Origin of the sequence: Methylobacterium sp. 174MFSha1.1 (assembly GCF_900116815.1) — a bacterium.
Classification (GTDB): domain Bacteria; phylum Pseudomonadota; class Alphaproteobacteria; order Rhizobiales; family Beijerinckiaceae; genus Methylobacterium.
The window spans coordinates 76,945-100,771 of the sequence record NZ_FPCB01000030.1; the positions used below are offsets into that span (position 1 = coordinate 76,945).

At 70.9% G+C, this 23,827-nt stretch carries 19 protein-coding genes and 1 pseudogene; 8 read left to right on the plus strand and 12 right to left on the minus strand.

Annotated elements, in window-relative coordinates:
- Window positions 1-184: 184 nt before the first annotated feature.
- From msuE to ssuD, 5 genes are all read left to right on the plus strand, one after another.
- The gene (msuE, locus tag BM430_RS24260) at window positions 185-766 is read left to right on the plus strand and encodes an FMN reductase (protein WP_093569805.1); all 582 of its coding nucleotides are present in this window, start codon (window positions 185-187) and stop codon (window positions 764-766) included.
- On the plus strand, window positions 763-1,707 hold the full coding sequence (locus BM430_RS24265; protein ID WP_093569806.1) for an aliphatic sulfonate ABC transporter substrate-binding protein: 945 nt from the start codon (window positions 763-765) through the stop codon (window positions 1,705-1,707). Before msuE ends, BM430_RS24265 begins: the two co-directional genes overlap by 4 nt.
- Before the next feature lie 5 nt (window positions 1,708-1,712).
- On the plus strand, window positions 1,713-2,513 hold the full coding sequence (gene ssuC / locus BM430_RS24270) for an aliphatic sulfonate ABC transporter permease SsuC (RefSeq protein WP_093569807.1): 801 nt from the start codon (window positions 1,713-1,715) through the stop codon (window positions 2,511-2,513).
- 33 nt (window positions 2,514-2,546) lie between these two features.
- Entirely contained in the window at window positions 2,547-3,383 is an 837-nt protein-coding gene (locus BM430_RS24275; RefSeq protein ID WP_093569808.1) for an ATP-binding cassette domain-containing protein, read from the plus strand.
- Between the two features lie 250 nt (window positions 3,384-3,633).
- A complete protein-coding gene (gene ssuD / locus BM430_RS24280) occupies window positions 3,634-4,797 on the plus strand; it encodes an FMNH2-dependent alkanesulfonate monooxygenase (protein WP_093569809.1) in 1,164 nt (387 codons plus the stop codon).
- Window positions 4,798-4,855: 58 nt separating this feature from the next.
- Here the strand turns inward: ssuD and BM430_RS24285 are convergent, their stop codons facing one another.
- The 9 genes from BM430_RS24285 to repA all read right to left on the minus strand — a co-directional run bounded on the left by BM430_RS24285 (window position 4,856) and on the right by repA (window position 17,488).
- Window positions 4,856-5,356, minus strand: coding sequence for a type II TA system antitoxin MqsA family protein (locus BM430_RS24285; protein WP_177303160.1), 501 nt, complete (start codon window positions 5,354-5,356; stop codon window positions 4,856-4,858).
- 66 nt (window positions 5,357-5,422) lie between these two features.
- Window positions 5,423-5,731: a type II toxin-antitoxin system MqsR family toxin gene (locus BM430_RS24290; RefSeq protein WP_177303161.1), complete on the minus strand. Its 309-nt coding sequence runs from the start codon at window positions 5,729-5,731 to the stop codon at window positions 5,423-5,425.
- A gap of 126 nt (window positions 5,732-5,857) precedes the next feature.
- The gene (locus BM430_RS24295) at window positions 5,858-6,082 is read right to left on the minus strand and encodes an AbrB/MazE/SpoVT family DNA-binding domain-containing protein (RefSeq protein ID WP_093569812.1); all 225 of its coding nucleotides are present in this window, start codon (window positions 6,080-6,082) and stop codon (window positions 5,858-5,860) included.
- Between the two features lie 232 nt (window positions 6,083-6,314).
- Window positions 6,315-9,533, minus strand: coding sequence for an error-prone DNA polymerase (locus BM430_RS24300; protein ID WP_093569813.1), 3,219 nt, complete (start codon window positions 9,531-9,533; stop codon window positions 6,315-6,317).
- A 334-nt stretch (window positions 9,534-9,867) separates the two neighbouring features.
- Complete coding sequence (locus BM430_RS24305) at window positions 9,868-11,370, minus strand: DUF6504 family protein (protein ID WP_093569814.1); 1,503 nt, start codon at window positions 11,368-11,370, stop codon at window positions 9,868-9,870.
- Window positions 11,288-12,028 carry an ImuA family protein gene (locus tag BM430_RS24310; RefSeq protein ID WP_093569815.1) on the minus strand — a complete coding sequence of 247 codons (741 nt, stop codon included), beginning with the start codon at window positions 12,026-12,028 and terminating at the stop codon, window positions 11,288-11,290. Before BM430_RS24310 ends, BM430_RS24305 begins: the two co-directional genes overlap by 83 nt.
- A 1,873-nt stretch (window positions 12,029-13,901) precedes the next feature.
- Entirely contained in the window at window positions 13,902-15,041 is a 1,140-nt protein-coding gene (locus tag BM430_RS24315) for a replication protein RepA (RefSeq protein WP_093569816.1), read from the minus strand.
- A gap of 195 nt (window positions 15,042-15,236) precedes the next feature.
- Window positions 15,237-16,271, minus strand: a complete 1,035-nt coding sequence (gene repB / locus BM430_RS24320) for a plasmid partitioning protein RepB (RefSeq protein WP_093569817.1) — start codon at window positions 16,269-16,271, stop codon at window positions 15,237-15,239.
- Window positions 16,268-17,488 carry a plasmid partitioning protein RepA gene (repA, locus tag BM430_RS24325; RefSeq protein ID WP_093569818.1) on the minus strand — a complete coding sequence of 407 codons (1,221 nt, stop codon included), beginning with the start codon at window positions 17,486-17,488 and terminating at the stop codon, window positions 16,268-16,270. The genes repB and repA overlap by 4 nt, the downstream gene beginning before the upstream one ends.
- Before the next feature lie 286 nt (window positions 17,489-17,774).
- Here repA and BM430_RS24330 point away from each other — a divergent pair, with 286 nt between their 5' ends.
- Window positions 17,775-18,395: a pyridoxamine 5'-phosphate oxidase family protein gene (locus BM430_RS24330; protein WP_093569819.1), complete on the plus strand. Its 621-nt coding sequence runs from the start codon at window positions 17,775-17,777 to the stop codon at window positions 18,393-18,395.
- 4 nt (window positions 18,396-18,399) lie between these two features.
- Here the strand turns inward: BM430_RS24330 and BM430_RS24335 are convergent, their stop codons facing one another.
- Window positions 18,400-19,230: an EamA family transporter gene (locus BM430_RS24335; RefSeq protein ID WP_210188457.1), complete on the minus strand. Its 831-nt coding sequence runs from the start codon at window positions 19,228-19,230 to the stop codon at window positions 18,400-18,402.
- A gap of 140 nt (window positions 19,231-19,370) precedes the next feature.
- Here BM430_RS24335 and gcvA point away from each other — a divergent pair, with 140 nt between their 5' ends.
- Both gcvA and BM430_RS24345 read left to right on the plus strand, forming a co-directional pair.
- Window positions 19,371-20,276: a transcriptional regulator GcvA gene (gene gcvA / locus BM430_RS24340; RefSeq protein ID WP_093569820.1), complete on the plus strand. Its 906-nt coding sequence runs from the start codon at window positions 19,371-19,373 to the stop codon at window positions 20,274-20,276.
- Between the two features lie 27 nt (window positions 20,277-20,303).
- Window positions 20,304-21,269 (plus strand): C45 family autoproteolytic acyltransferase/hydrolase, encoded by a 966-nt coding sequence (locus BM430_RS24345; protein ID WP_093569821.1) that lies wholly within the window; start codon window positions 20,304-20,306, stop codon window positions 21,267-21,269.
- Between the two features lie 416 nt (window positions 21,270-21,685).
- On the opposite strand, the gene BM430_RS24350 is transcribed toward BM430_RS24345, so the two are convergent.
- Window positions 21,686-23,446: an ABC transporter ATP-binding protein gene (locus tag BM430_RS24350; protein WP_093569822.1), complete on the minus strand. Its 1,761-nt coding sequence runs from the start codon at window positions 23,444-23,446 to the stop codon at window positions 21,686-21,688.
- A gap of 98 nt (window positions 23,447-23,544) precedes the next feature.
- Window positions 23,545-23,827: pseudogene (locus tag BM430_RS24355) on the minus strand (hypothetical protein); the annotation flags it as partial.

The window sequence follows — 23,827 nt, forward strand, 5'->3', positions numbered from 1 at the left end:
CGCGATGAAAGTCGCTTTTTCTCTCTTCCGTCGCCATCGTAGCAGGATCAACTCCCGCTATACGCGCATTTAAAATCTCATTTCATTGACGGATCTCGGGGCCGGCCGCATCTTCGACGGCATCGAGCACCGGGGCCGCGACGCTCCGTCCGTGCCCCACCCTCGACCATCGGAATCGACTTCCATGACGCGACCGCGCCTCGTCGGCTTCTCCGCGAACATCAAGCGGCCCTCGAAGACCCGCACCCTGGTCGAGGCGATCGCCGCCGAGGCGGCCGTGCGGCTGCCGGTCGAGGTGCGGATCTTCGACCTCGTCGATGCCGGCCCCGGCCTCGGGGCCGCGCTCACCCGCGACCAGCTCTCCCTGCCGGCCCGCCGCCTCGTCGAGGCGGTGGAGGAGGCCGACGCCCTCGTGGTCGGCACCCCCGTCTACAAGGGCGCCTATACGGGCCTGTTCAAGCACCTGTTCGACCTCGTGGCCCCGGAGGCCCTGGCCGGCAAGCCGGTGGCGCTCGCCGCCACCGGCGGCGGGCCGCGCCACGCGCTCGTCGTCGAGCACGCCTTGCGCCCGCTCTTCGGCTTCTTCACCGCGCTCACCGTGCCGACCGCCGTCTACGCCTCGGATGCCGACTTCCGCGAGGGCGGCCTCGACTCCGCGGCGATCCGCCAGCGCGTGGCCGAGGCCGGCAGCCAGCTCGCCGCCCTCGCCGGTACCCGCGCCGCCGCGGTTGCGCCGCTCGCCCGCGTCGCCGGGGGTGCCCGGTGATCGACCGCCGCACCCTGCTGGCCGCGGCGCTCGCGGGCGCCGCCCTGCCGGCCCGCGCCGCGGCCAGTGACACCCTGCGCATCTGCTACCAGAAGAGCGGCATCCTGGTCGTAGCCAAGCAGCAGGGTGCGATCGAGGCGAAGCTCAAGCCCCTCGGCGTCGCCGTGACCTGGGTCGAGTTCTCGTTCGGCCCGCCGCTCCTCGAGGCGATCAGCTTAGGGGCCATCGATTTCGGCCCGACCGGCGATGCGCCGCCGATCTTCGCGCAGGCGGCCGGGAGCCCTCTGGTCTACGTGGCGGCGATGGAAGCGGCGGGCTCGGGCGCCGCGATCCTGGTGCAGAAGGGCTCTCCGATCCGCAGCCTGGCGGACCTGAAGGGAAAGCGCGTCGCCTTCGCCAAGGCGTCGAGCGCGCACAACCTCACCATCGCGGCCCTGGAGACGGCGGGGCTCACCTACCGCGACATCGAGCCGGTGACCCTGGCGCCGGCCGACGCGGCCGCCGCCTTCGCCCGCGGCAGCGTCGATGCCTGGACGATCTGGGACCCGTACTTCGCCATCGCGGAGATGCAGCCGACGACCCGGGTGCTGTCGCCCGCCAACGACATCGCCAAGCCCAACAGCTTCTTCCTCGCCCACAAGACCGTCGCCGCCGAGCGCGGCCGGGTGCTCGACGCCGCCCTCGACGCGCTCGCCGACGTCGCGCGCTGGTGCGAGGCCAACCGCGGCGAGGTGGCGGCGATCCTCTCCAAGGGCACCGGCGTGCCGCTGCCCGCGACCCGGCGCGCCGTCGACCGCACCGACTACGTCATCGGCCCGATGACCTCCGGGGCGGTGAGCGAGCAGCAGCGCGTCGCCGACCGCTTTCACGCCCTCGGGTTGATCCCGCGCCCGATCCGCATCGCCGACGCGCTCCGCGCGCCCGTCCCGCAGAACGGCTGACACTCATGTCTTCGCGTCACTTGCCCACCCTCCCCTCCCCCGCCGCGGCGGCGCGGCGCTTCGCCCCCTGGCTCCTGCCGGCCGCGATCCTCCTCGGCTGGCAGGCCGCCGGCTCGGCTGGCCTCGTCTCGACCCGGCTGATGCCCGCCCCCCTCGACGTGGCCGCCGCCGGCTGGCGCTTGGCCGAGACCGGCGAGCTCTGGACCAATCTCGGCGTCAGCTTCCTGCGGGCGGCGAGCGGCTTCCTCATCGGCGGCGGCATCGGCTTCGCCTTAGGCCTCGCCAACGGGCTGTCGCGCCTGTCCGACCGGCTCACCGACACCACCGTGCAGATGATCCGCAACATCCCGCACCTGTCGCTGATCCCGCTGGTGATCCTGTGGTTCGGCATCGGCGAAGAGGCGAAGCTCTTCCTGGTGGCGCTCGGCGTGTTCTTCCCGATCTACGCCAACACCCTGCACGGCATCCGCTCGGTCGATCCGCAGCTGGTGGAGATGGGCCGGATCTACGGCATGTCGGGGCCCGAGCTGTTCCGGCGCGTGGTTTTGCCCGGCGCCCTGCCCTCGGTCTTCGTCGGCCTGCGCTACGCGCTCGGCATCATGTGGCTGACGCTGATCGTCGCCGAGACGATCTCGGCCTCGTCGGGGCTGGGCTACATGGCGATGCAGGCCCGCGAGTTCATGCTGGTCGACGTCGTGGTGCTGGCGATCCTGATCTACGCGCTGCTGGGCAAGGTCGCCGACCTGCTGACCCGCCAGCTGGAGCGGGCCTGCCTCGCCTGGAACCCGGCCTACCGCTCGGCCTGACGCCCCGCTCCCCGCTTCCAGGATCTTTGTTCCATGATCGCCAGCACCCTGCGCCGCTTCGAGGGTTTTTCGCCCGCCTCCCCGGCCCGCCTGCGCCGCGAGGCCAGGGAGAACCAGATCGACCGGGAGATCGCCCGCGACCGGAGGACGGCCGGCCTCGGCCTCACCCTGCGCGGCCTGTCGAAGAGCTTCGACGGCGGAAAACCCGTCATCGACGGGCTCGACCTGCACATCCCGGCCGGCCAGTTCGTCGCCGTGGTCGGGCGCTCGGGCTGCGGCAAGTCCACCCTGCTGCGCCTGATCCTCGATCTCGAGACGCCGAGCGCGGGCCGCGTCGCCGTCGAGGGCGGGGAGGCGCCGCGCCGGATCATGTTCCAGGAGCCGCGGCTTCTGCCCTGGGCGCGGGTCCTCGACAACGTCGCGGTGGGCTTGCGCGACGGCTCGGCGGCGGAGCGGCGGGAGCGTGCTGCCGCCGCATTGAAGGAGGTCGGCCTGTCCGACAAGGCCGGGCAATGGCCCTCGACCCTCTCGGGCGGCCAGCGCCAGCGGGTGGCGCTCGCCCGCGCCCTGGTCAGCCGCCCGGGACTCCTCGCCCTTGACGAGCCCCTCGGCGCCCTCGATGCGCTGACCCGCATCGACATGCAGGCGATGATCGAGCGGATCTGGCGCGCGCAAGGCTTCACCGCCCTCCTCGTCACCCACGACGTTGCCGAGGCGGTGGCGCTCGCCGACCGCATCCTGGTGGTCGATTCCGGCCGCATCGCCCTCGACGTCGCGGTGCCGGTGCCCCGCCCGCGCCGCCGCGGCGATCCGGAGCTGGCGGCTTTGGAGGGGCGCATCCTCGATCATCTTCTCGATGGGCGGGGTTGATTCGCCCGACGACACTGTCACCCTCCGCGTCATCCCGGGGCCGCGAAAGCGGAACCCGGGATCCATAAACGCCGACGTTGGAGAAAGGGGCGGATCGCGTTTCGCCTCATCCTGAAGCGTCAGCGTTTATGGATCCCGGGTTCTCGCCTCCGGCGAACCCCGGGATGACGCGGAGAGTTCTCGATGTCGGTGTCCTCTCGTCTGCTCCGGCAGGCAGATCGGCGCTTAAAACCTCTTCACGGAGTCCCCCATGACCGGCCAGACCGACGTCCTCTGGTTCCTGCCCACGCACGGCGACGGCCGCTATCTCGGCGCGCAGGAAGGGGCCCGGGCCGTCACCCTGCCCTACCTGCGCCAGATCGCCCAGGCCGCCGACGAGCTCGGCTATTTCGGCGTGCTCTTGCCGACCGGGCGCTCCTGCGAGGATTCCTGGGTCGTCGCCTCGGCGCTCGCGCCGCTGACCAAGCGCCTGCGCTTCCTGGTGGCCGTGCGCCCGGGCCTGCAATTGCCCTCCACCGCCGCCCGCATGGCCGCGACCCTCGACCGGATCTCGGACGGGCGGCTCCTGATCAACGTGGTCACGGGCGGCGATCCGGTGGAGCTGCGCGGCGACGGCGTGTTCCTCGCCCATGACGAGCGCTACGCGGTGACCGACGAGTTCCTGCGGGTCTGGCGCGGGCTCCTCTCCGGCGAGACCGTGACCTACGAGGGCGAGCACCTGCGGCTGGAGGACGGGCGCCTGATCTTCCCGCCGGTGCAAAAACCCTACCCGCCGCTCTATTTCGGCGGCTCGTCGCCGGCCGGCATCGAGGTCGCGGCCGAGCATTGCGACGTCTACCTGACCTGGGGCGAGCCCCCGGCCGACGTGGCGGACAAGATCGCGCGGGCCCGCGAGGCGGCGGAGAAGCGCGGAAAAACCTTCTCCTACGGCATCCGCCTGCACGTGATCGTGCGCGAGACGGAAGGCGCGGCCTGGGAGGCGGCGGAGTCGCTGATCTCGCGCCTCGACGACGCCACCATCGCCAAGGCGCAGGCGACCCTGGCGCGCCAGGACTCCGTCGGCCAGAGCCGGATGATGCAGCTCCATGGCGGCCGGCGCGACAAGCTCGTGGTCTCGCCGAACCTCTGGGCCGGCGTCGGCCTGGTGCGGGGCGGGGCCGGCACCGCCCTCGTCGGCTCCCCCGACCAGGTCGCCGACCGGATGAAGGAATATATCGACCTCGGCATCGACCGCTTCATCCTCTCGGGCTACCCGCACCTCGAGGAGGCCTACCGGTTCGCCGAGCTGGTCTTCCCCAAGCTCCCCTTGCGCAGCACCACCGGGACGGGCGCGACGGGGGCCCGCAACGACGGCCCGTTCGGCGAGGTGATCGCCAACGACATCGTGCCGGCGCGGGGGGTGGCGGCACATTGAGGCGAGCGTTCCCGCCGCGAGGCAGGTTGCCAACCTGCCTGGCGGTGGGGTCGATCTGTCAGTGCGATGGCGACGCTAGCGTCGACGCGAACAGCCCCTCGTAGAACCGGTCGACCTCTACGGCCCTCAAGGCGGTATGGATAAGGGTCGCATCACTGACGGAAGATGACATGGATCCGCCGCGCTTGGGCTTCTCGAACAGGTCCGGATGCTGGATCGCCAGCCTCAGCAGCCGCTTGGTCGGCTCGGACGGACTGATCTCTCCGCTCTCGTATTTCTCGAACGACTTCTCGCCGGTGCCGAACAGCAACCCCGCTTCCCGCTGCGACAGACCCAGCCGTTCACGCAGCGCCCGGAAGACGACCGGCACGAACAATGTTTCTCCGCGGGCCAGCATCCTCGCCGTCCGTTCGGCCAGTTCCGCGATCTGGTTGTCCTCGTCGACCAGCTGTCCCTCCTCGTCGTCCGGATCGGTCAACGAGCACCACCAGCCGGGCTGCATGTAGCTGAAGGTCTGCCCATCGATCTCGATCGACAGCTTCTTCTCGCCGCGCATCATGGGACGGCCGCTCTCCGCGCTCGGCATCGTCTCAGGATAATTTCTCGGTGTCCTCTTCGCCACGGCTCACGACTCCTTGAAGCTGATCAGCAGAAATTCTCCCGCGCTATCGACCGTGAATTTGACGTAGAGCGTTCTCCCGTCGCGCATTGGCTTATAGACGTCCTGCCATATCTTGTGGTCGGAGTACGACGTCATAGCCTTGTCGAAATCCGAGATTCGCAGAGCTTGCACGATCGCGACGACCCCTGCATCATCAATGTCCAACGCGAATGCCCCACGTCGAGAGGCAAAAGAACGGTTGAGCCGCGTCGGATCAGCGAAGGCGGCCTTGACGGCAGCCAAATCGTAATGAGGCTTCTGCTTCTCGGTCATAGCGCCTCGCAACACCCCCATAATGGGGGTATATATCGAAAGGTCAAGCAGGATACAGCCGGTCTGCCCTCGGTTTGTCCGGCGCCGTAGCGGATGACCGAGGTTGTGTCGCACTCGCCCTGCTCGTTACTCAGCGAGTTCACGCAGAACATTGCGGCGACGCCTCATGATCCTTCGCGCTGCGTCCATCTGCTCCTTCGAACACAGATCGTCGGCTGTCAGCCAGTAGCCGTTCGGCGCCTCAGTCAGGAGCACGGTATCACCTACTCCGATCTTGAGGCGCACCATCACTTTCTTCGGCATCACAAAGCCGGCCGAGCTCTCGACAGGAATAAGCTTGAGCGACAACATGATGATCTTCGTGATTGACCCTGGCAATGTCCGAGCGGGTCCCGCAAGCATCTCTCGGCATGACCAGCCAGCGCAGACGGCCGACCGGACCACATTTTCGAACTTAATTGATCCGATATGCAATCGAAATCGCACGATCGTCCTTATATTCCCTGCGTCATCCCAGATTCCGCCGCGCGGCGCTCAGGTAACGAGAGAGTCTACGATCGCCATCGTGCTGGTCGAACGACATTCACCGGAAATCCCGGCTCCCCACCCGCAGCGGCCGCGCCGCGCCCCGCGGATCCGCACTCCCGCGCCGCGCCTCGTCCCCCCGCCCGCCATCGACCGTGAGCGTCCCGGCCGCGTCCTCCGCCACCCGGCCCAGGAGGTCCGAGCGGTCGATCAGGTGCTCGGCGACGAGGTGGATCACCTCGCCCTCGCGCTGCACCCGGCCGCGGGCGGCCATCAGGCCGGCCTGGAGGATCAGGCTGCGCTGGCGGGTGAACAGGGCCGGCCAGATCACCAGGTTGGCGACCTCGGTCTCGTCCTCGAGGGTGATGAACATCACGCCCTTGGCCGAGCCTGGCTTCTGGCGCACCAGCACCAGCCCGGCCACCGTCACCCGGGCGCCGTCGCGCAGGCGGCGCAAGGTGGCGCAGGTCGAGACGCCGTCGCGGGACAACGTCGCCCGCAGGAAGGCGATCGGGTGGCGGCCGAGGCTCAAGCCCGACGCACGGTAATCCGCCACCACGGCGGCCCCCTCCCCGAGGGGCGCGAGCTGCACCGGCGGCTCGGCGAGTTCGGGGGACGGCACCGCCTCGCGCCGGTCGGCCGCCGCGAAGAGCGGCAGGGGCGCCGGCGCGAGGCCGCGGATCGCCCACAGGGCCTCGCGCCGCTCCACCCCGAGGCAGGCGAAGGCGTCGGCGGCGGCGAGGCTGCGCAGACCTTTCAGCGAGAGCCCGGCCCGGCGCCACAGGTCCTCGACCGAACGGAACAGGTCGGCCTCCCGCACCGTGGCGATCCGGGCGCCGTCCTGATTGCCCAGGCCGCGCACCAGCCGCAGGCCGAGGCGCACAGCGAGGTGCCCGTCGCCGACCGGCTCCAGGGTGCAGTCCCAGCGCGAGGCGTTGATGCTGATCGGCCGCACCTCGACCCCGTGGGCGCGGGCATCGCGCACGATCTGGGCCGGGGCGTAGAAGCCCATCGGCTGGGCGTTGAGGAGGGCGCAAGCGAACACGTCGGGGTGCCGGCACTTCAGCCAGGACGAGGCGTAGGCGATGAGGGCGAAGGAGGCGGCGTGGCTCTCCGGGAAGCCGTAGGAGCCGAAGCCTTCGAGCTGGCGGTAGGTGCGGGCGGCGAAATCCGGGTCGTAGCCGTTGGCGATCATGCCCTGGACGAGCTTGTCCTCGTAGAGGTTAATCGTGCCGTCGCCCTTGAAGGTGCCCATCGCCCGGCGCAGGCCGTCGGCCTCCTCGGCGGTGAAGCCGGCGGCGACGATCGCGACCTGCATCGCCTGCTCCTGGAACAAAGGCACGCCGAGGGTGCGCCCGAGCACGGTCTCCAATTCCCTGGTCGGGTAGGTGACGGGATCGAGCCCGCGGCGCCGGCGGAGATAGGGGTGGACCATGTCGCCCTGGATCGGGCCCGGCCGCACGATCGCGACCTCGATCGTCAGGTCGTAGAGGTTCTCGGGCTTCATCCGCGGCAGCATCGCCATCTGCGCCCGGCTCTCGATCTGGAAGACCCCGATCGTGTCGGCGCGCCGGATCATTTCGTAGGTCGGCTCGTCGTTCGGCGGAATGTCGGCGATCTCCCGCGGCGGATTCGTCTCGGGCCTGTGCTCGGCGAGGAGCGCGAAGGCCCGGCGCAGGCAGCCGAGCATGCCGAGGCCGAGCACGTCGACCTTCATGAACCGCAGGACCTCGATGTCGTCCTTGTCCCACTCGATGATCTGGCGGTTCTCCATCCGGGCCGGCACCACCGGGCAGAGCAGGTCGAGCCGGTCGAGGGTGAGGACGAAGCCGCCGGGATGCTGGCCGAAATGGCGCGGCGTGCCGATGAGCGCCCGGGCGATCTCCAGCGTCAGCCGCAAGGGGCGCGCCGAGAGGTCGAGGCCGAGCGCCTTGGCTTCCCGCTCGCCGACGCCCTCGCGCGACCAGCCCCAGACCAGGCGGGCGAGCGCGCCGGTGACGTCCTCCGGCACGCCCAGGACCTTGCCGACCTCCCGCACCGCGCCGCGGGCGCCGTAGCGGATCACCGTGGCGGTGAGCGCCGCGCGCTCGCGGCCGTAGGTGGCGTAGATCCACTGGATCACCTCCTCCCGGCGCTCGTGCTCGAAATCGACGTCGATGTCGGGTGGCTCGTCGCGATTCTCGTTGATGAAGCGGGCGAAGAGCAGCCCCTGCTCGACGGGGTCGATGGCGGTGATGCCGAGGCACCAGCAGATCGCCGAGTTCGCCGCCGAGCCGCGGCCCTGGCACAGGATGCCTTGGCTCCGCGCGTAGCGGACGATCGCCTCGACGGTGAGGAAGTACGGCGCGTAGTTCTTCTTGGCGACGAGGTCGAGTTCGTCGCCCAGTTGCTTGCGCACCGCCGCCGGCACGCCGCCCGGATAGCGCCGCGCCGCCCCCTCCCAGGTCATCGCCGCGAGGCGCACCTGCGCCGGGCGACCATCCTCGCCGGCCTCGTCCGGGTAGGTGTAGGTCAGCTCGTCGAGCGAGAAGCGGCAGGATTCGGCGATGGAAGCGGCGCGGACCAGCGTCTCCGGATGGCGGGCGAACAGGCGCGCGGTCTCGTCGGGCTCCTGCAGGTGGCGCCCGGCATGGCGCTCGCGGGCAAAACCCGCCGCCGCGATGGTGGTCTTCAGGCGGATGCAGGTGACCACGTCCTGCATCATCCGCCGCTCGGGGACGTGGTAGAGCACGTCGCCGAGGGCGACCGACGGCACCCGCGCGGCGCGGGCGAGACTCGCGATGCCGTCCAGGCGCAGGTGGTCGTTGACGCCGAAGCGGCGCGACAGGCCGCAGGAGAGGTTTTTTCCGAAGATCGCCTTCAGGAGGCGCAGGCGCTCCGTGAGGACATCGTCCGGCCGGTCGGCCGGCAGCACCGCCAGGAGGCCCCGGCTCCACTCCGCGACGTCCGCGGTTGTCAGGTGGCAACCGCCGTGGGGCGCCCGCTCGCGCGAGCGGCCGATGGTGAGGAGCCGGCACAGCCGGCCATAGGCCGCCCGGTCGGTGGGATAGACGAGCAGGCTCCAGCCCTCGGCGAGGTCGAGCCGGCAGCCGACGATCAGGCGGCAACCGGTGGTGCGCGCCGCGGCGTGGGCCCGCACCATTCCGGCGAGGGTGTTGCGGTCGGTGACGGCGAGCGCCCGGATGCCGAGGAGGGCGGCGGCGGCAAAAAGCTCCTCCGGCGAGGAGGCGCCGCGCAGGAAGGAGTAGTGGGTGGTGACCTGGAGCTCGACGCTCATCGGGAGCCCGGCCGACGACCGATGACAAACCCGCCCTCGACCCCGTCCCGTGAGCCAGTTCGATTGGCTCTCCCGGATCTCACACGCTCCGGGTCATTCCGGGGCCGCGCAGCGGAGCCCGGAATCCAGAACCGCAGGTGTTCCCGAAGAAGGTGGAAAGGTCTCCGCTTGATCCTGAACCATCCGCGGTTCTGGATTCCGGGCTCCGCTGCGCGGCCCCGGAATGACCCGGAGGGTGTGGAAACCGTCGAGCGAGCCGAGCAGGCTCTGAGGTCGCGAGCGGGATGAGCGCCGTCGGCCGGAGCCGGCGCGCCTCGGGGGATCATCAGGCGCATCACGCCTCCCCCAACCCGTGCAGCCACCAGCGCGCCCCGTCCCGCGTCAGGGCATCGCGAAACAGCCAGTAGCGGGCGCCGGTCTCGTCCTCGACCCGGTAATAGTCGCGGGTCGCCGCGACCTCGTCGTCGGCGAGCCACCACTCGCCGAAGATGCGCTCCGGCCCGTCGGCCCGGGCCACCCGGCGGCGGGTGCCGCGCCAGGTGAACATCGTGGGCGGGGCGTCGGGGAGTGCGGCCAGCACCGCCACCGGCTCCGGCACGGAGAGCAGGCGGCCGGGCCGCGGCAGGTCGGCGGGCCAGGTCGCGCCGGCGGCGGGGCTCAACGGGGCGACCCGGCGCACCGCGCGCTCGGGCCACTCGCTCTCGACCGGGGCCTTGCGAAACACCCGGCCCGGCCCGAGCCGCAGCACCAGCCGGTCGACCAGTTCGGCCATCGTATCCGGGTCCGGTTCGTCGCCGGGGGCGGCGAGCTGGCGCGCCTCCAGGCGCTCGACGCGAGGAGCGGCGAGCCGCGCCTCGTCGAGGCCGTGGCCGGGATCGATGGTGGGCAGACGCTCGGCGAGGAGGCGGGCGAGGTGGCGGGGATCGCGGCTCGGCCGGGCGGTGCCGACGCTGACCGCCTGGTCGAGCCCGTCGACGCGGCGAAACACCAGGTCGAGCCGGCGCGCGCCGAGCCCGTGCCGGGCGAGGTCGTCGGCCAGCATGGCCGTCAGCCGCTGGGTCACCCGGGCGAGCGTCTCGGGCGCCCCGATCGGCTCCGCGAAGGCGAGCCGCACCGCGTGCTCCACCGGCGGCGCCAGGGTGGCGAGGGGTTCGGAGCACACGCCCAGCGCCTGGTCGAGGCGGCGGGCGGGCGCCTCGCCGAAGCGCAGGCGCAACGGGCCGCGGGGCTGGTGCACGAGGTGCTCGACCCGGGTGAGGCCGAGCTGGGCGAGGCCCGCGACGGTGTCGGGATCGAGGCGCAGGGCCCAGAGCGGCAGGGCGGGAAGTGCCTCGCGCTGCCTGCCTGGCGGCAGCACGGTCTCAGGGTTCAGGCAGCGGGCGGCGGCCCAGGCGGCGCCGGGCGTGTCGGCGACCGCCACCCGCACCCGGTAGCCGGCCCGGCCGAGGCGGCGGCGCAACGAGGCGAGCAGCGCCGCCTCGCCGCCATGCAGGTGGGCCGCCCCCGCGACGTCGATCCAGATCCCGTCCGGCGGGTCGGGGGCGACGAGGGGAGCATAGGTCAGGCACCAGGCCGCGAGGCGGGCGAGCGCGGCGGCATCGTCCTCCGGATCGGCCTCGATCACCGTGAGGCCCGGCACCATCGCCTGCGCCTGCGCCAGGGCGAGGCCGGGGCGCAGGCGCAGAGCCCGGGCGGCGCGGTCGACGGCCGTGAGCACCCGGCGCGATCCCTCCTGGGCCGCCGCGACCAGGGGCTCATCCGGCGGCGGCCCGCCGCTCCGGCGTCGCCAGCGGTCGGTCGGCCAGGTCGGCAGGAACACGCAGACGACCCTTCGCATCGGGAGCCTCGAGGAGCCAGGTGCGGGGCTCGGCGCCCCGGGCGCGGACGAGCGCCACGGTCCAGCGGGCCCGCGACAGGCCCGGTACGGGAAGAGCGGGGGACGGCGCCGCGACGACGCTCCAGCGGGTCGCGGCGGCGTTGGGCTCCGGGACGGCGGCGCCCCAGCGGCGGATCACCAGGGCGAGGCTGCCGCTGCCCTCGGCGGCGAGCTGGAGCCGGCGCGACGGGGTGAGCCCGAGCCGGGCGACCTCGCCGACCACTGCCGCGAGGCCGCGATGGCGCAGGCCCTCCTCCATGGTGGGCAGGACCTCGGCGTCGCGCCGGGTCTCGGCGTAGAGCACCCGGTCGGGGTGGAGGCCGACCGCGGCGAGGCCGGGGGCGAACAGGTCGCGGCTCGCCAGGCACCACAGGACCGGGCCGGGGAGCCGGGCGAGGATCGCGGCGGCGAACAGGGCCGCGAGCGCCCCCTCCCCGTCCACGGGCCCCGCCGCCAGCACCTCGTGCACCGCGCCGAGGCGCAGGCCCCCGCCCGGCAGGTGCCCGTCCAGGGCCGCGACGCCGAACGGCAGGACCGGCCGGCCCGCCCCCTCGGACGCCAGCCCCCCGATCCGCTCGCGCAACGCCGCGAGCTGCTGCTCCCGCTCGGCCTGTCGCATCTCATGCCCATCACCGACCGAAACACCAACTCGTTCTTGTTTTGTTCGGTTTCACCGAAGTGTCAATCGGGGCTGTGGACGGCGGCGCTGTCGGAGCCTCCGGGAACCGGCCCCCTGTTGACGGCAGCGGGGACAGCTGGGTCGGCAGCGCCCGGAAAGCGCGGTGGAACAAGGGGATCGGGCGGGCGTGCGAATCTGGCGGCAGGCGGGCACAGCCGTTGGACAACGCCCGCAAAGCCGCCAGGAGCGCCGCTGAGCTGGATTCGAGGCCGAGAAGTGCCGTACAACTGTCCTGGGGCGCGACGGCCCTCCACGGGCCGCCTGGCGGAGATTCCGGCGATCCCGGCGCTTCGGGGGTCGGCGCGCTGCGCCGAGGTCACGAATCCGGTGCCGTCCGGGGTGTCGTGCGGCCTCGTGCGGCACGCTGAATCGCCTACGGCGGGCCATCCGCGATTCACACAGCTTTCCAAGCTGTTAATCGGACCCTCGCGCCGAGTAACCTACGGGGCCACGCCGAGTCGCCTTCGCCGGCCCCCCGTTTCCGCGCAGACCTGCCTACGCGGCCGCGCCGAGTTGCCTACGCGACCGCGCAGACCTGCCTACGCGAACAGGGCTCAACCCCTTGCAGGACTTCAGAAAATCGCCACCCCATATAATACCCATATAGCTCTACGGATTCAGACTCAGAATCCAGATTCTGAATCTTTCATAAAAAGGCTTTTGGGGATCGGAAGTTAGGGTCTTTTCGGGGTCTGGTCGCCGAGATCCGCCCCGTCCCGGATCGGCCGGAGGGGGAGGCTTCGCGATCCGGGCCCGGGCCGTGCGAGGCGCTCCCCCTCCCCGCCCCTCCCGAGTCTTGGGGCGACGCCGCCGAGTCGGAGACTCGCGGCTCACGAGTCCTCGTCCGACAAAGCCCAGCACAGCCGGGATCGTTTCCGCGGGAACGAGTCGAGCCGAGGCATGAGCGGCCGGAACCGACTCGCCTGTACGCTGACTGATGATTCGCCGTCCCGATGCGGGACTCTTGCGCGACTCTCGCGAGGCCGCCGGGGCCCGGCAATACTTGGACGCGACGCGCGGCGCCCCACGGGCGAAGGGTTACCGGCCGGCTGCCTGGTTGCGACGAAGCGTAGGCAATTCGGCGTGGGATCGGTCACGTCCCGTAGGCAGGTCTGCGCGGTGGACGAATCGGAAAAGCCACGGAATCTCAACGGCAAGACGCGGGATTCGGGGCGCCGTGCGGAGCCGTGAGGGCGTAGGCGAGTCGGCGTGGCCGGAGGCGGTCCGGGGAGTGGCGGAGCGTAGGCAACTCGGCGCAGGGTGGCGACGCCGACGGGGCGCCGTGGTGTAGAATAACATGGTCATGGCGCTGGATATCGATGTACAAGGCAACTTATGTCTGAGATGACAGCCGTCAGATGTTAAGTCAAAAAAATCATATGAGCATTGACGGATGGTATAAAACGATCCATTTAGTCGAATAATTCGAAAAAAATCCTGATATAGCTCTCTCGACGGGGGACGGACCCTCCGTCGTCATCTCGGGCCTCGCCGAAAGGCGAGAACCCGGGATCCATAACCGCTGACAATGCAGGATGAAGCGGAACATCTCCGCCCTTGTCCGGTGACCTCGGCGGTTATGGATCCCGGGTTCCGCTGCGCGGCCCCGGGATGACGCGGAGGGTGATCCTTGCGGCCGGGAACGGTCGGCGTGCCTTTGGCGGATGTGCCGAGCCGAAGTCAGCGGCGCAATCAAATATAAGAAAACAATCCTACATCGAGTCATGCCAAAAGCGGCGGGGTCGTGACGCCCGCGCACGGAGCCTCGTTCGCGGGCCAGCCCACGCCTCCCCTCGTAGGGAAGTCGGCGGAATCAAGCCTTTGCGCGGGCTCGCCTATTTGCCAGGGTCGCCTTCGGCGGCACCAGCAGGTCCTTCGGATCGGAGGGCAGGAGCTGCATCCCGCCGTCGTCGAGGGTCAGGCGCAGCCGGGGAAACACTTCCGTGAGGTGGGCGACGTCCTTGCGGAATTCCTGGCGGAACGAGCGGATCGAGCCGTTCTCGCTGCCGAACTGCTTATAGAGGTTGTCCCAGGTCAGGCGCAGAGGTCGCTCGAGGCGCGAGAGCCGGTAGCCGACCCAGAACAAGAGGTCGAGCTTGCGCGCCGAGCCCGCGAAGGCGCGGGCTGCGCGGATGTCGACCGGCAGGGCGTGCTGGATCAGGTTGTCGTAGAACTCGCGGTGGAAGGTGATGGTGGAGGACCAGAGCAGGCCCTGGTCCGGGTGGTTGTGCAGCGGCAGCCACACGTCCATCTGCCGGAAGGGCGGCACGTTGAGGGTCGAGGCCCGGGTGCCGTCCCACAGGCCGATCTGCATCGAGCAAGCGGCGAGCCGGTTGAGCTGCTCCTTGAACTGCTTGAGCGTGCCGCGCTCGCCCCCGGTGACCGGAAAGCCCATGTCGCGGATGAAGCCCGACATGCTCTGCGCAACCTCGACCTTGGGGCTGCGCTGGCGCACCGCCTCGGTGCAGAGATGCAGCAGCAGGAGGCGCGCCTTCGGGCCGTAGGGCAGCCCCTGCATCTCCATCTCGCCGGTCGACGGGTTGATGAGCCGGCCGGCATTGATGGCGAGCGTGTTGCGGCCGTATTCCCGCGAGACGTTGGTGACGCCCTTCGGCTCGCGATACGGCAGGCCGCAGAGGGCCAGCACCGAGTGGATGTGCTGGATGTTCTCGGGCGCCGCCGGCTCGTTCTCGATCACCTCGCGTACCATGTCGCGGCGGCGGGCGTTGCGGGGCAGCCGGGCGCGCTCGGCCGCGGCCTCGGCCTTCAGCACCACCAGCTTGTCGCGCGCCTCGGCCTCCGCGTCGCGCTTGGCCTGGCTGGCGCGCACGAAGGCGAGCGTCGCCTTGTAGGCGACGCTGCCGCGCGCCTTCTCGACGATCTCGATCAGGTCGGCGTCGCGCACGCCCTCGACCGGTTCGAGGGGGGATTGCGGCGGGGTCGTCGTCTCCACCAAGAGGGCTCCGCACGGGGACGCGCGGTTGAAGGCGCGCGTCGTGACTGTTGTCTCGCGATGAGTCCTAACGCGCGAAACCCGAATCGGCCGAGTCGAGTCCGGCCGATTCCCGAAGCAGAGCGACAGATTCCTGTGAATCTCTGTGCCTAACCGGCGAGTCTTCGTCCCGCCGGCTCCATCGTGGATCGAACCTTAATCGGTCTCGTCGCGCGTCTTCGACTCGGTGAAGCTGGCGTAGAGCTGTGGAAGATTCTGGATAAGATAGGCGGCGAAGTCCGGCTCGAGGGTGTCGTCGACGGTGAGCTGGGTGCCCTGGCGGCCGCGCTCGACCCGCACCACCGGCCGGCCGCCGAGATTGGTCCAGATTGCGGGCGCCGGGGCCGGGCGCGGCGGCGGCGCGGTGAGGCCGGCGAGCAGCCGGGCGAAGCGGTCGTCGGAGGACAGCTCCGAGAAATCCGGGGCGGCGATGAGGCAGGTCACAACCTCCCCTGCCCCGTCCCGCGCCAGCGCCTCGACGAGCGCGGTCCAGCGCGGCCGCCCGGCCTTCGGCGCCGGGCCGACCGCCGCCACGACCTGCGCCGGCACTGCCCGGCCGATGCCGATCAGGCGCGAGAGCTGGGTTTTCTCCACCGCGAGCGCCGCCATGATGGTGGCGCGGTCGAAGCCGCGATCCTCCAGCGCGATCGCGAACAGGGCCCGCTCGATGTAGCTGAGATCGGCCCGGGCCGAGTTCTCCTGCCCTTGCGCGACGACGAGGTCCTCGTCCGTGAGCGCCTTGACCACCGCCCGCACCGGCCGGCCGAGTTCCACAGCCGCCCGCAACCGCCGATGGCCGTAGGCCACCTGGTAGCGGCCCTCCGTCGTGGGGTGCGGCCGCACCAGGATCGGCACCTGCTGGCCGCGCTCGCGGATCAGTTCGACGAAGGCGGCGTGTTCGGCCGGGTCGCCGGTGAGGCGGTCCTGCACGAAGGACCCGTCGATGAGGGACGGATCGAGCTCGACCACCCGGTCGCCGGAGGCGACCATGGCGCGGGCCTCCGCCGCCGCGCTGGCGATGCGGCCGAGGCTGCGGCCCATGGCGCCAACGGCGCCGGAGCGCACCAGGGGGCGCGGCGCCTCCGGGGGCGTTTCCACCGGTTCGGCCGGGTTGCCAACTGGCAACTCAGCCGTCTCGCGGTCGGCGGAGCGGGCGCCGAGCGCCGCGCGGAGGGCGTCCTTGCGCTTCATGCCGGATTGCGTCCCCAGGCGCGGTGCATCAGACCCTCGATCTCGCCGTTGACCCCGTCGAGCGCCTCGATCGCCCGGTCGTAGGTGGCGCGGGTGAAGCTCTCGCGGCCGATCTCGTAGAGGGTCTGCTTCGACAGGCCGGCATCCGAGATCGCGGTCGATTTCAGCATCAGGTGGGTCAGCACCCGCTCGCGGAACAGGGAGCGCATGAAGCCGACCATCTGGGTCTGCGGCGCGTCGGAAGGCTCGTAGCGGGTCACGACGTAGCGCAGGAAATCGTAATCGAGGTCGGCGCCGGCCTCCTGCACCACACCAAGCAGGTCGGAGGCCATCAGCAGGAACTGGCACATCGACATCACGTCGAGCATCTGGGGATGAACCGTCACCAGCATCGCGGTGGCGGCGCAGAGCGCGCCGAGCGTCAGGAAGCCGAGCTGCGGCGGGCAGTCGAGGATCATCACGTCGTAGTCGTCGGCGACGCTGCCGAGCGCCGTGGCGATGCGGCCGAAGAACGGCTCGGCGTTGCGGTCGGCTAGCACCCGCGGGGTGTCGTGCTCGAACTCCATCAGTTCGAGGTTGCCGGGCACGAGGTCGAGGCCCGGGAAGTAGGTCTTGCGCACCACCTCGACGAGAGGGCGCTGCTCGTCGTCGTGGCGGATCGCGGCATAGAGGGTCTGGTTGGGGCCGACGTCGAATTCCGGCTGGTAGCCGTGGAGCGCGGTCAGCGAGGCCTGGGGGTCGAGGTCGACGGCGAGCACCCGGTAGCCCCGCAGGGCGAGGTACTGGGCGAGGTGGGCCGCCGTGGTGGTCTTGCCCGACCCGCCCTTGAAGTTCACCACCGCCAGCACCTGGCAATGTTCGTCGCCGGAGCGGTGCGGCACGTAGCCCTTCGCCTTCGGACCGTCGTCGAGGAGCTGGCGCAGCTCGTTGATCTGGCCGAGCGTGTAGGAGCGCCGGCCGCCCGGGCCGATCTCCGGCTGCGGGCCTTTGCTCGCGAGGGAGAGCTGGCGCAGGTAGCCGTCCGCCACCCCGATCAGCTTCGCCGCCTCGCCGGAGGAGAACGAGCGCAGGAGCTTGTGCGAGGCCGGCGGGAAGAGCGTGCGCCGCAGGGCGTTCAGCTCGCTCGACAGGGCGCCGCCGTCATCGGCGATGATCCGGGTGATCGAGGGACGGTCGGAGGCTGCGGCTCGCGCCTGCTCCTGCGGCTGATCGGGCATTTACGGTTCCTGGACGCATCACGGATAAAGTCCGTAAGACGATGCCAGCGTGGCCTTGGCGACGCAAACGGTTTTTGGTTAAGCGTTATTAACCACGGAGGCGGTTGCCACCTGGCAACACGGAGCTGGACGGCTTCTCGCCTCGGATCGTTGCCAGGTGGCAACCGGGCCAGCCTGGACCGCCGGCTCCGTGAGCGCCGCTCACGCTTGGGTGCAATCTTCTCGATGGTCACGCACCACCCGCTCTCCTAAGACCGCGGCAACCGGCGGCGGAAGGGGTGAGACGATGGCAATCCTGGAGACGGAAGCGGATCTGGAGCGGGTCTACGGCGAGTTCGGCGCCGTCGGCGAGGCCTCGACCGTCAAGATAACCGACCACATCACGCCGCATTACCGCCGCTTCATCGAGGCGGCGCCCTTCGCCGCGCTCGCGACGAGCGGCCCGGAGGGGCTCGATTGCTCGCCCCGCGGCGACCGTCCGGGTTTCGTGCGGATCGCCGATCCGCGCACGCTGCTCCTGCCCGACCGCCGCGGCAACAATCGCATCGACAGCCTGCGCAACGTCATCCGCGATCCGAGGGTCGGGCTGATGTTCCTGATTCCCGGCATCGGCAACGCGCTCCGGGTCAACGGTCGGGCGGCGATCGAGGACGATGCGGCCCTGTGTGCGTCCTTCGCCGTCGAGGGCAAGGCGCCGCGCACCGTGATGGTGATCCGGGTCGGCGAGGTCTATTTCCAGTGCGCCCGGGCGCTGATCCGCTCCGGCCTGTGGCGGGCCGAGGCCCAGGTGGACCCTGAGACCCTGCCGACCCCCGGCCAGATCCTGGCCGCGTTGAGCGAGGGCCGCGTCGGCGGCGAGAGTTACGACGGGGCGTGGGCCGAGCGGGCGAAGCAGACGATGTGGTGAGGGCTCAGGCGGCGAGGCAGGCCGCGCCCGCGGCGATTGCCAGGCAGGAGGCGATCCGCTGCGCCGTCAGCCGCTCCTTCAGGAAGATCCGGCCGATCAGCGCGGCGTAGACCACGCTGGTCTCGCGCAAGGCCGAGACCACGCCCATCGCGCCGAACTGCATCGCCCCGATGACGATGCCGTAGGCGAGGATCGAGACCACGCCGCCGGCGAGCGCCATCGCGGTCTCGCGCCGCGAATAGGCCGGGATCCGCCGGCCGCGCAGGGCGAGGTAGAGCGGCGGCATCGTCAGGCTCCACAGCAGGAACATCGCGTTGGCATAGGCCACGCCGTCGCCCGAGAGCCGCACCCCGATCCCGTCGACGATTGTGTAGGCGCCGATCAGCACGCCCGTGGTCAGCGCCGCCGGCAGCACCTCGGCCCGGACCATCCGGCCCTGCAAGGCGAGCGAGACGATTCCCCCGGAGACGAGCGCGATGCCGAGAGCCGAGGCGAGGGTGACGGCCTCATGCGCGAAGACCATCGCGCCGAGAGCGACCAGGACCGGCGAGGAGCCGCGAGAGATCGGATAGGTCTGGCCGAGATCGCCGATGCGGTAGGTCCGCACCAGGGACAGGTTGTAGCCGGCATGGATCAGCGCGGAGGCGACCACGTAGGGCCAGCTCGCGGCGTTCGGCCAGGGCAGGACCAGGGCGGCGAGTCCCGTGACGGCGCTGACCGCGACCATCATCAGGGTCATCGACCACAGCCGGTCGCTGCCGCCGCGCAGGACGGCGTTCCAGCCCGCATGCAGGATCGCGGCGCCGGTGACGGAGGCGAGAACGAGCGGCGTCACGCGGCGGCCTCGGCGCTGCGGGTCGGAGTGTCGGACATCGGACGTCACGCGGTTGGTGTGGGCACGCGTGAGGGTGGCTCTTGCAGGATGCCCCGACAAACCATTTGTTCAGGCGGCACGAGACAGGAAAACTCACCCGAATGCGGCGCGCGTTGCCACCCCTGAACGCCCTGCGCGCCTTCGAGGCCGCCGCCCGCCTCGGCAGCTTCAAGGCCGCCGCGGACGAACTCGGGGTGACGCACGGCGCCGTCAGCCAGCAGGTGCGCGGGCTCGAAGAGTGGCTGCGGGCGAGCCTGTTCGAGCGGCACAACCGGCGCGTCGTGCTCACGCCCGCGGCCTGCGCCTACCTGGCCGAGATCGGCCCGGCCCTCGACCGGATCGCCGCCGCGACGGCGCAATACGGCCACGAGGCGGGCGCGGTGCTGCGGGTCAACGCGCCCTCGACCTTCGCCCTGCGCTGGCTGGTGCCGCGGCTCGCCCGCTTCCGGGCGCGGCATCCCGCGATCCGGGTCCGGCTGGAAACCTCGAACCAGCCGCTCGAGGCCCTGGCCGACCCGGGCGACGTCGCCATCCGCGGCGGGCCCGACGCGTTCTATGGTCTGGCCGTGCGGGTCTTCCTGTCCGAGGAGCGGCTGCCGGTCTGCAGCCCCGGCCTGCGCGACCGGGTCGCCCTGCGAGAGCCCGCGGATCTCCGGCATCACACGCTGCTGCACAGTGCCAGCCTGCCGCGGCTGTGGGACGACTGGCTGGCGGCGGCCGGCGTTCCGGGGCTGGAGCCGGAGGCGGCGCTGACCCTCGATCATTTCTATCTCACGCTCCAGGCCGCCCTCGACGGGGTCGGCGTCGCCATGGGCCCGACGGCCCTGATCGCCGACGACCTCGCGCGGGGCCGCCTCGTCGCGCCGTTTACGGGACCGCGTCTCCCGGCGCGGAGCTACTGCACCTACGTGCGGGAGGGGAGGGCTTCGGCCGGGCCGGTCGCCGCCTTCCTGGCCTGGATCGAAGCGGAGGGGGCCAGTCCGATTGCCGCGCGGCCTGGAGCGTGACGGGCCGGGCGCCTACATGGCGTCATCATGAAAAAAACCTTCACCGCCCATCGCGAGGACCGGCCCGGGCCTGCGTGGCTCGCGCGCTTCCGGGATGGACGGGACGAGGCGGCGCGGTGGTATCTCGGCGAGGGCGCGCCCGACCGGCCGGACGCAGCCGAGTGCCGGGCCGCCTTGGTACGGCACATGCCCGAACTCGTCCCGCATTACGACGACCTGTGCGGGATGGTCGGCGACGACGACCTCGCCCACCGCATCCTCAGCCATTACCGCCCGGCGCCCCACCGCCAGGGATGCAGCCAGGCGGTATGGCTCGGCGACGAGGGGCCGGCCCTCATCCGCAACTACGATTATCCCCTGACCGCGATCACCGGCCGCATCGAGCTGACCGCGTGGGCGGGGCGGCGGGTGATCGGGATGGTGCAGCGGCCCTGGGGCGGCTGCCTCGACGGGATGAACGAGGACGGGCTGGTGGCCAGCTGCACCCTCGGCGGCCTCGCCCGGCGCGGCGAGGGTTTTGCCATCATCCAGATGCTGCGCTACGTGCTGGAGACCTGCGGCTCGGTGCCCGAGGGCGTCGCCGCGCTCCGCCGCCTCCCGGCGGTGCAGCTCCACAACGTCACCTTGCTCGACCGGACCGGCGACCACGCCACGGTCTTCCTCGGCCCCCGGCGCGAGGCCGCGGTGACGCGCCAGCGAACCTGCACCAACCACCAGGAGCGGATTCTTCCCGCCTCGCGCTCGGCCTTGCGCCAGCGGGTGCTGGAGGAGGCCCTCGACGATCCGTCGATGACCCTCGAGACCCTGGTAGCGCGCTTCTTCGCGCCGCCGCTCTACTCGCGCAAGCTCAGCTTCACCACCGCCTACACGGCCGTGTACCGGCCGGAGGCGGGCCGGGTCGATTACCTCTGGCCCGGCCAGTGCTGGAGCCAGGGCTTCGACCGGTTCGAGGAGGGGGCCTACACCCACGATTACGGCGAGCTGGAAGCGTGATTCCTGGAGCACCGCCCGACCGCGGCGTGCCGCACTCCGCGACCGGGGTGCGCGTCGGCACCTGAACGCTCCTCGTAATCCACTCTCCCCTTTCCCGGACGACTGAAGCGACAGCGGAAGGAGATCCGGGATCCAGGAGAGAAGTGCCGCGAAGCGGCTCAGTCTCTTGCACCGTTGCAGACGAACGGACGCTTCGCGACTTTTTGCGCTGGATCCCGGATCTCCTTCCGCTTCGCTGCAGTCGTCCGGGAAAGGGGAGGTGGCTTGCGATAGACTACTCGCTTGCCGGAAGGATCACGACCCGGCGGCGTGCCTCGTCGCCTTGCGAAAGGACGCCGCTCTCGTCTCTATCGTCTCGACGGCGACGAGCCGGCATCCACCCCGTCGAAGGACTGCTTCCTCGCTCCCGCGTGGGATCACCCCTGATCCCCCGCGCGGACCAGCTGCGGCAGCACCTGCTCCGGCGGGCCCGAGGCCACGATCCGGCCCCCCTCCAGCACGTGCACCGTATCGGCCCCGGCGAGGCTGGTGAGGCGGTGGGCGATCATGATCAGGGTGCGGGTGCCGGAAAGGCCCTGCACCGCCCGCATCACCACGCCCTCGGTCTCGTCGTCGAGGGCGGAGGTCGCCTCGTCGAACACGATCACGTCGGGGTCGTGGTAGAGCGCCCGGGCGATGCCGATGCGCTGGCGCTGGCCGCCGGAGAGCCGGGCGCCGCGCTCGCCGACGCGGGTGGCGTAGCCCTCCGGCAGGGTGGCGACGAAGTCGTGCGCCCCGGCGAGCCGCGCCGCCCGCTCCACCGCGGCCGCGTCGATCGCGTCGAGCCCGAAGGCGATGTTCTCGGCGATGGTGCCGTCGATCAGAAAGATGTCCTGCGGCACGTATCCGATGCGGTTCTGCCAAGCCGGCAGGGTGGCGGGATCGAGAATCGTGCCGTCGACCGCGATGCGGCCCGAGGTGGGGGTGAGGAAGCCGAGGATCAGGCCGACCAGGGTCGACTTGCCCGAGCCGGTGCGGCCGACGAGGCCGATCGTGGCGTGGGCCGGAATCGTGAGGTCGATGTCCGACAGGGCCGGGCGGCCGGGCTCGTAGTCGAACCGGACGCCCTGGAGGTGGATCGCGTCCCGGAACGGCAGGCGCTCGGGCGTCCGGGGGGTGGAGGCGCGCTCGCCCTCGAGCCCCTCGACCACGAGCCGCACTGCCGGCAAGGTGAAGCGCAGGAGCGCGAGCGCGTTGAACACGTTCTGGAACGCCGGCAGCATCCGGTAGCCCGCGAAGGCGAACAGGCCGAGCAGCGGCAGGATGCCGGCGGTGTCGAGCCCCTGCGAGAGCGCGAACAGCACCACCACGATGACGCCGCCGAAGGCCAGGGCCTCGATGACGAAGCGCGGCAATTGCCCGGTGAGCAGGCTCTCGGCGCTGGCCTGCGCGTAGGCGCGGGCCGGCGCCTCGAACCGGCGCGCGAAGGCGTCCGCCCGGCCGTAGAGCTTGAGCTCGGTGAGGCCGCCGAGGGTCTCGTGCACCACCCGGAACCGGCCCTCGTTGCCGGCGACGGCCCGGGCGCCGATGCGCGCGAGCCGCGCCCGCACCACCAGGAAGATGCCGACATAGAGCCCGCCGAAGCCCGCACCCAGGATCAGCGCGAGGCGCGGCGAGACGACGAGCAGGAAGACGATCACGGCACTCGCCGAGGTTGCCCGCGAGGCGATGACGGTGGCGGGGGTCAGGACGCCCACGACGAGGCGGTCGGTCTCGCTCAGGATCGTCTTGGCGAGCGCGGCGCTGTTCGCCGTGGTGAAGAACAGCCGCTCGCGGTCGATGGTGCGGAACAGCAGCCGGCGGGCGAAGCCGTAGCCGACGCTGTGGCTGAAGCGCAGCTGGGCGTAGGTGAGCCCGGCATTGACGCAGGAGGTGGTGAGGATGGCGAGCAAGGCGCTCAACCCGACCACGATCAGGAAGCTGCGGTCGTCGGCGAGCCCGAGCCCGTCGCGGATCGCCCCCAGCGCCGGCACCCGGGCCGCGGCGCCCGGATCGCCGACCAGCGTCAGGAACGGGATCACCGAGGCGACGCCGACCACTTCGAGCAGGGCCGCGAGCGCCAGCCCGGCCCCGATCAGCCCGGCGCGGCGGCGCTCGCGCGGGGTCATGGCGCGGAGAAGGTCGATCAGGGCGCGCATCGTGGACTCGATCGTGGATCTGGAAGAGGGGAGGGGGCTAGAGCCCTTCACGATTGCGTTGCCATCGCGAAGTGTAACCGGGGCAAAATCGCGGGCGGTCAGGCTGGTGAGGTCTGCCTGACCAAGTCTGCGAGAGGTGGGATGGGTGGCCCGTGATCGGGGATGCCGAGGCGGTCGCCGAGGTAGCGGAAGAACGAGATTCCGAGCTTGGTGCAGGTCTTCATGAGACCCAGCAGCGCATCGCGGGCGGCCCGCCCAGCCACACTCATCGTGCCGCCCGAGATCCGCCGCTTGGTCACGCAGGCCCGGATGTCGTTCTCCGATCCATTGGTGTGCAGCGGGATGTCCGGCCGGTCCAGCACCCGCAGAAGCTCTGCCTTG

Bases quoted from the DNA above. Each gene is read 5' to 3' on its own strand.
- msuE (WP_093569805.1), top strand. From the start codon at position 185: ATGACGCGACCGCGCCTCGTCGGCTTCTCCGCGAACATCAAGCGGCCC.
- ssuC (WP_093569807.1), top strand. From the start codon at position 1,713: ATGTCTTCGCGTCACTTGCCCACCCTCCCCTCCCCCGCCGCGGCGGCG.
- BM430_RS24275 (WP_093569808.1), top strand. From the start codon at position 2,547: ATGATCGCCAGCACCCTGCGCCGCTTCGAGGGTTTTTCGCCCGCCTCC.
- ssuD (WP_093569809.1), top strand. From the start codon at position 3,634: ATGACCGGCCAGACCGACGTCCTCTGGTTCCTGCCCACGCACGGCGAC.
- BM430_RS24285 (WP_177303160.1), bottom strand. From the start codon at position 5,356: ATGATGCGCGGCGAGAAGAAGCTGTCGATCGAGATCGATGGGCAGACC.
- BM430_RS24290 (WP_177303161.1), bottom strand. From the start codon at position 5,731: ATGACCGAGAAGCAGAAGCCTCATTACGATTTGGCTGCCGTCAAGGCC.
- BM430_RS24295 (WP_093569812.1), bottom strand. From the start codon at position 6,082: ATGTTGTCGCTCAAGCTTATTCCTGTCGAGAGCTCGGCCGGCTTTGTG.
- BM430_RS24300 (WP_093569813.1), bottom strand. From the start codon at position 9,533: ATGAGCGTCGAGCTCCAGGTCACCACCCACTACTCCTTCCTGCGCGGC.
- BM430_RS24305 (WP_093569814.1), bottom strand. From the start codon at position 11,370: ATGCGAAGGGTCGTCTGCGTGTTCCTGCCGACCTGGCCGACCGACCGC.
- BM430_RS24310 (WP_093569815.1), bottom strand. From the start codon at position 12,028: ATGCGACAGGCCGAGCGGGAGCAGCAGCTCGCGGCGTTGCGCGAGCGG.
- repB (WP_093569817.1), bottom strand. From the start codon at position 16,271: ATGAAGCGCAAGGACGCCCTCCGCGCGGCGCTCGGCGCCCGCTCCGCC.
- repA (WP_093569818.1), bottom strand. From the start codon at position 17,488: ATGCCCGATCAGCCGCAGGAGCAGGCGCGAGCCGCAGCCTCCGACCGT.
- BM430_RS24330 (WP_093569819.1), top strand. From the start codon at position 17,775: ATGGCAATCCTGGAGACGGAAGCGGATCTGGAGCGGGTCTACGGCGAG.
- gcvA (WP_093569820.1), top strand. From the start codon at position 19,371: ATGCGGCGCGCGTTGCCACCCCTGAACGCCCTGCGCGCCTTCGAGGCC.
- BM430_RS24345 (WP_093569821.1), top strand. From the start codon at position 20,304: ATGAAAAAAACCTTCACCGCCCATCGCGAGGACCGGCCCGGGCCTGCG.
- BM430_RS24350 (WP_093569822.1), bottom strand. From the start codon at position 23,446: ATGCGCGCCCTGATCGACCTTCTCCGCGCCATGACCCCGCGCGAGCGC.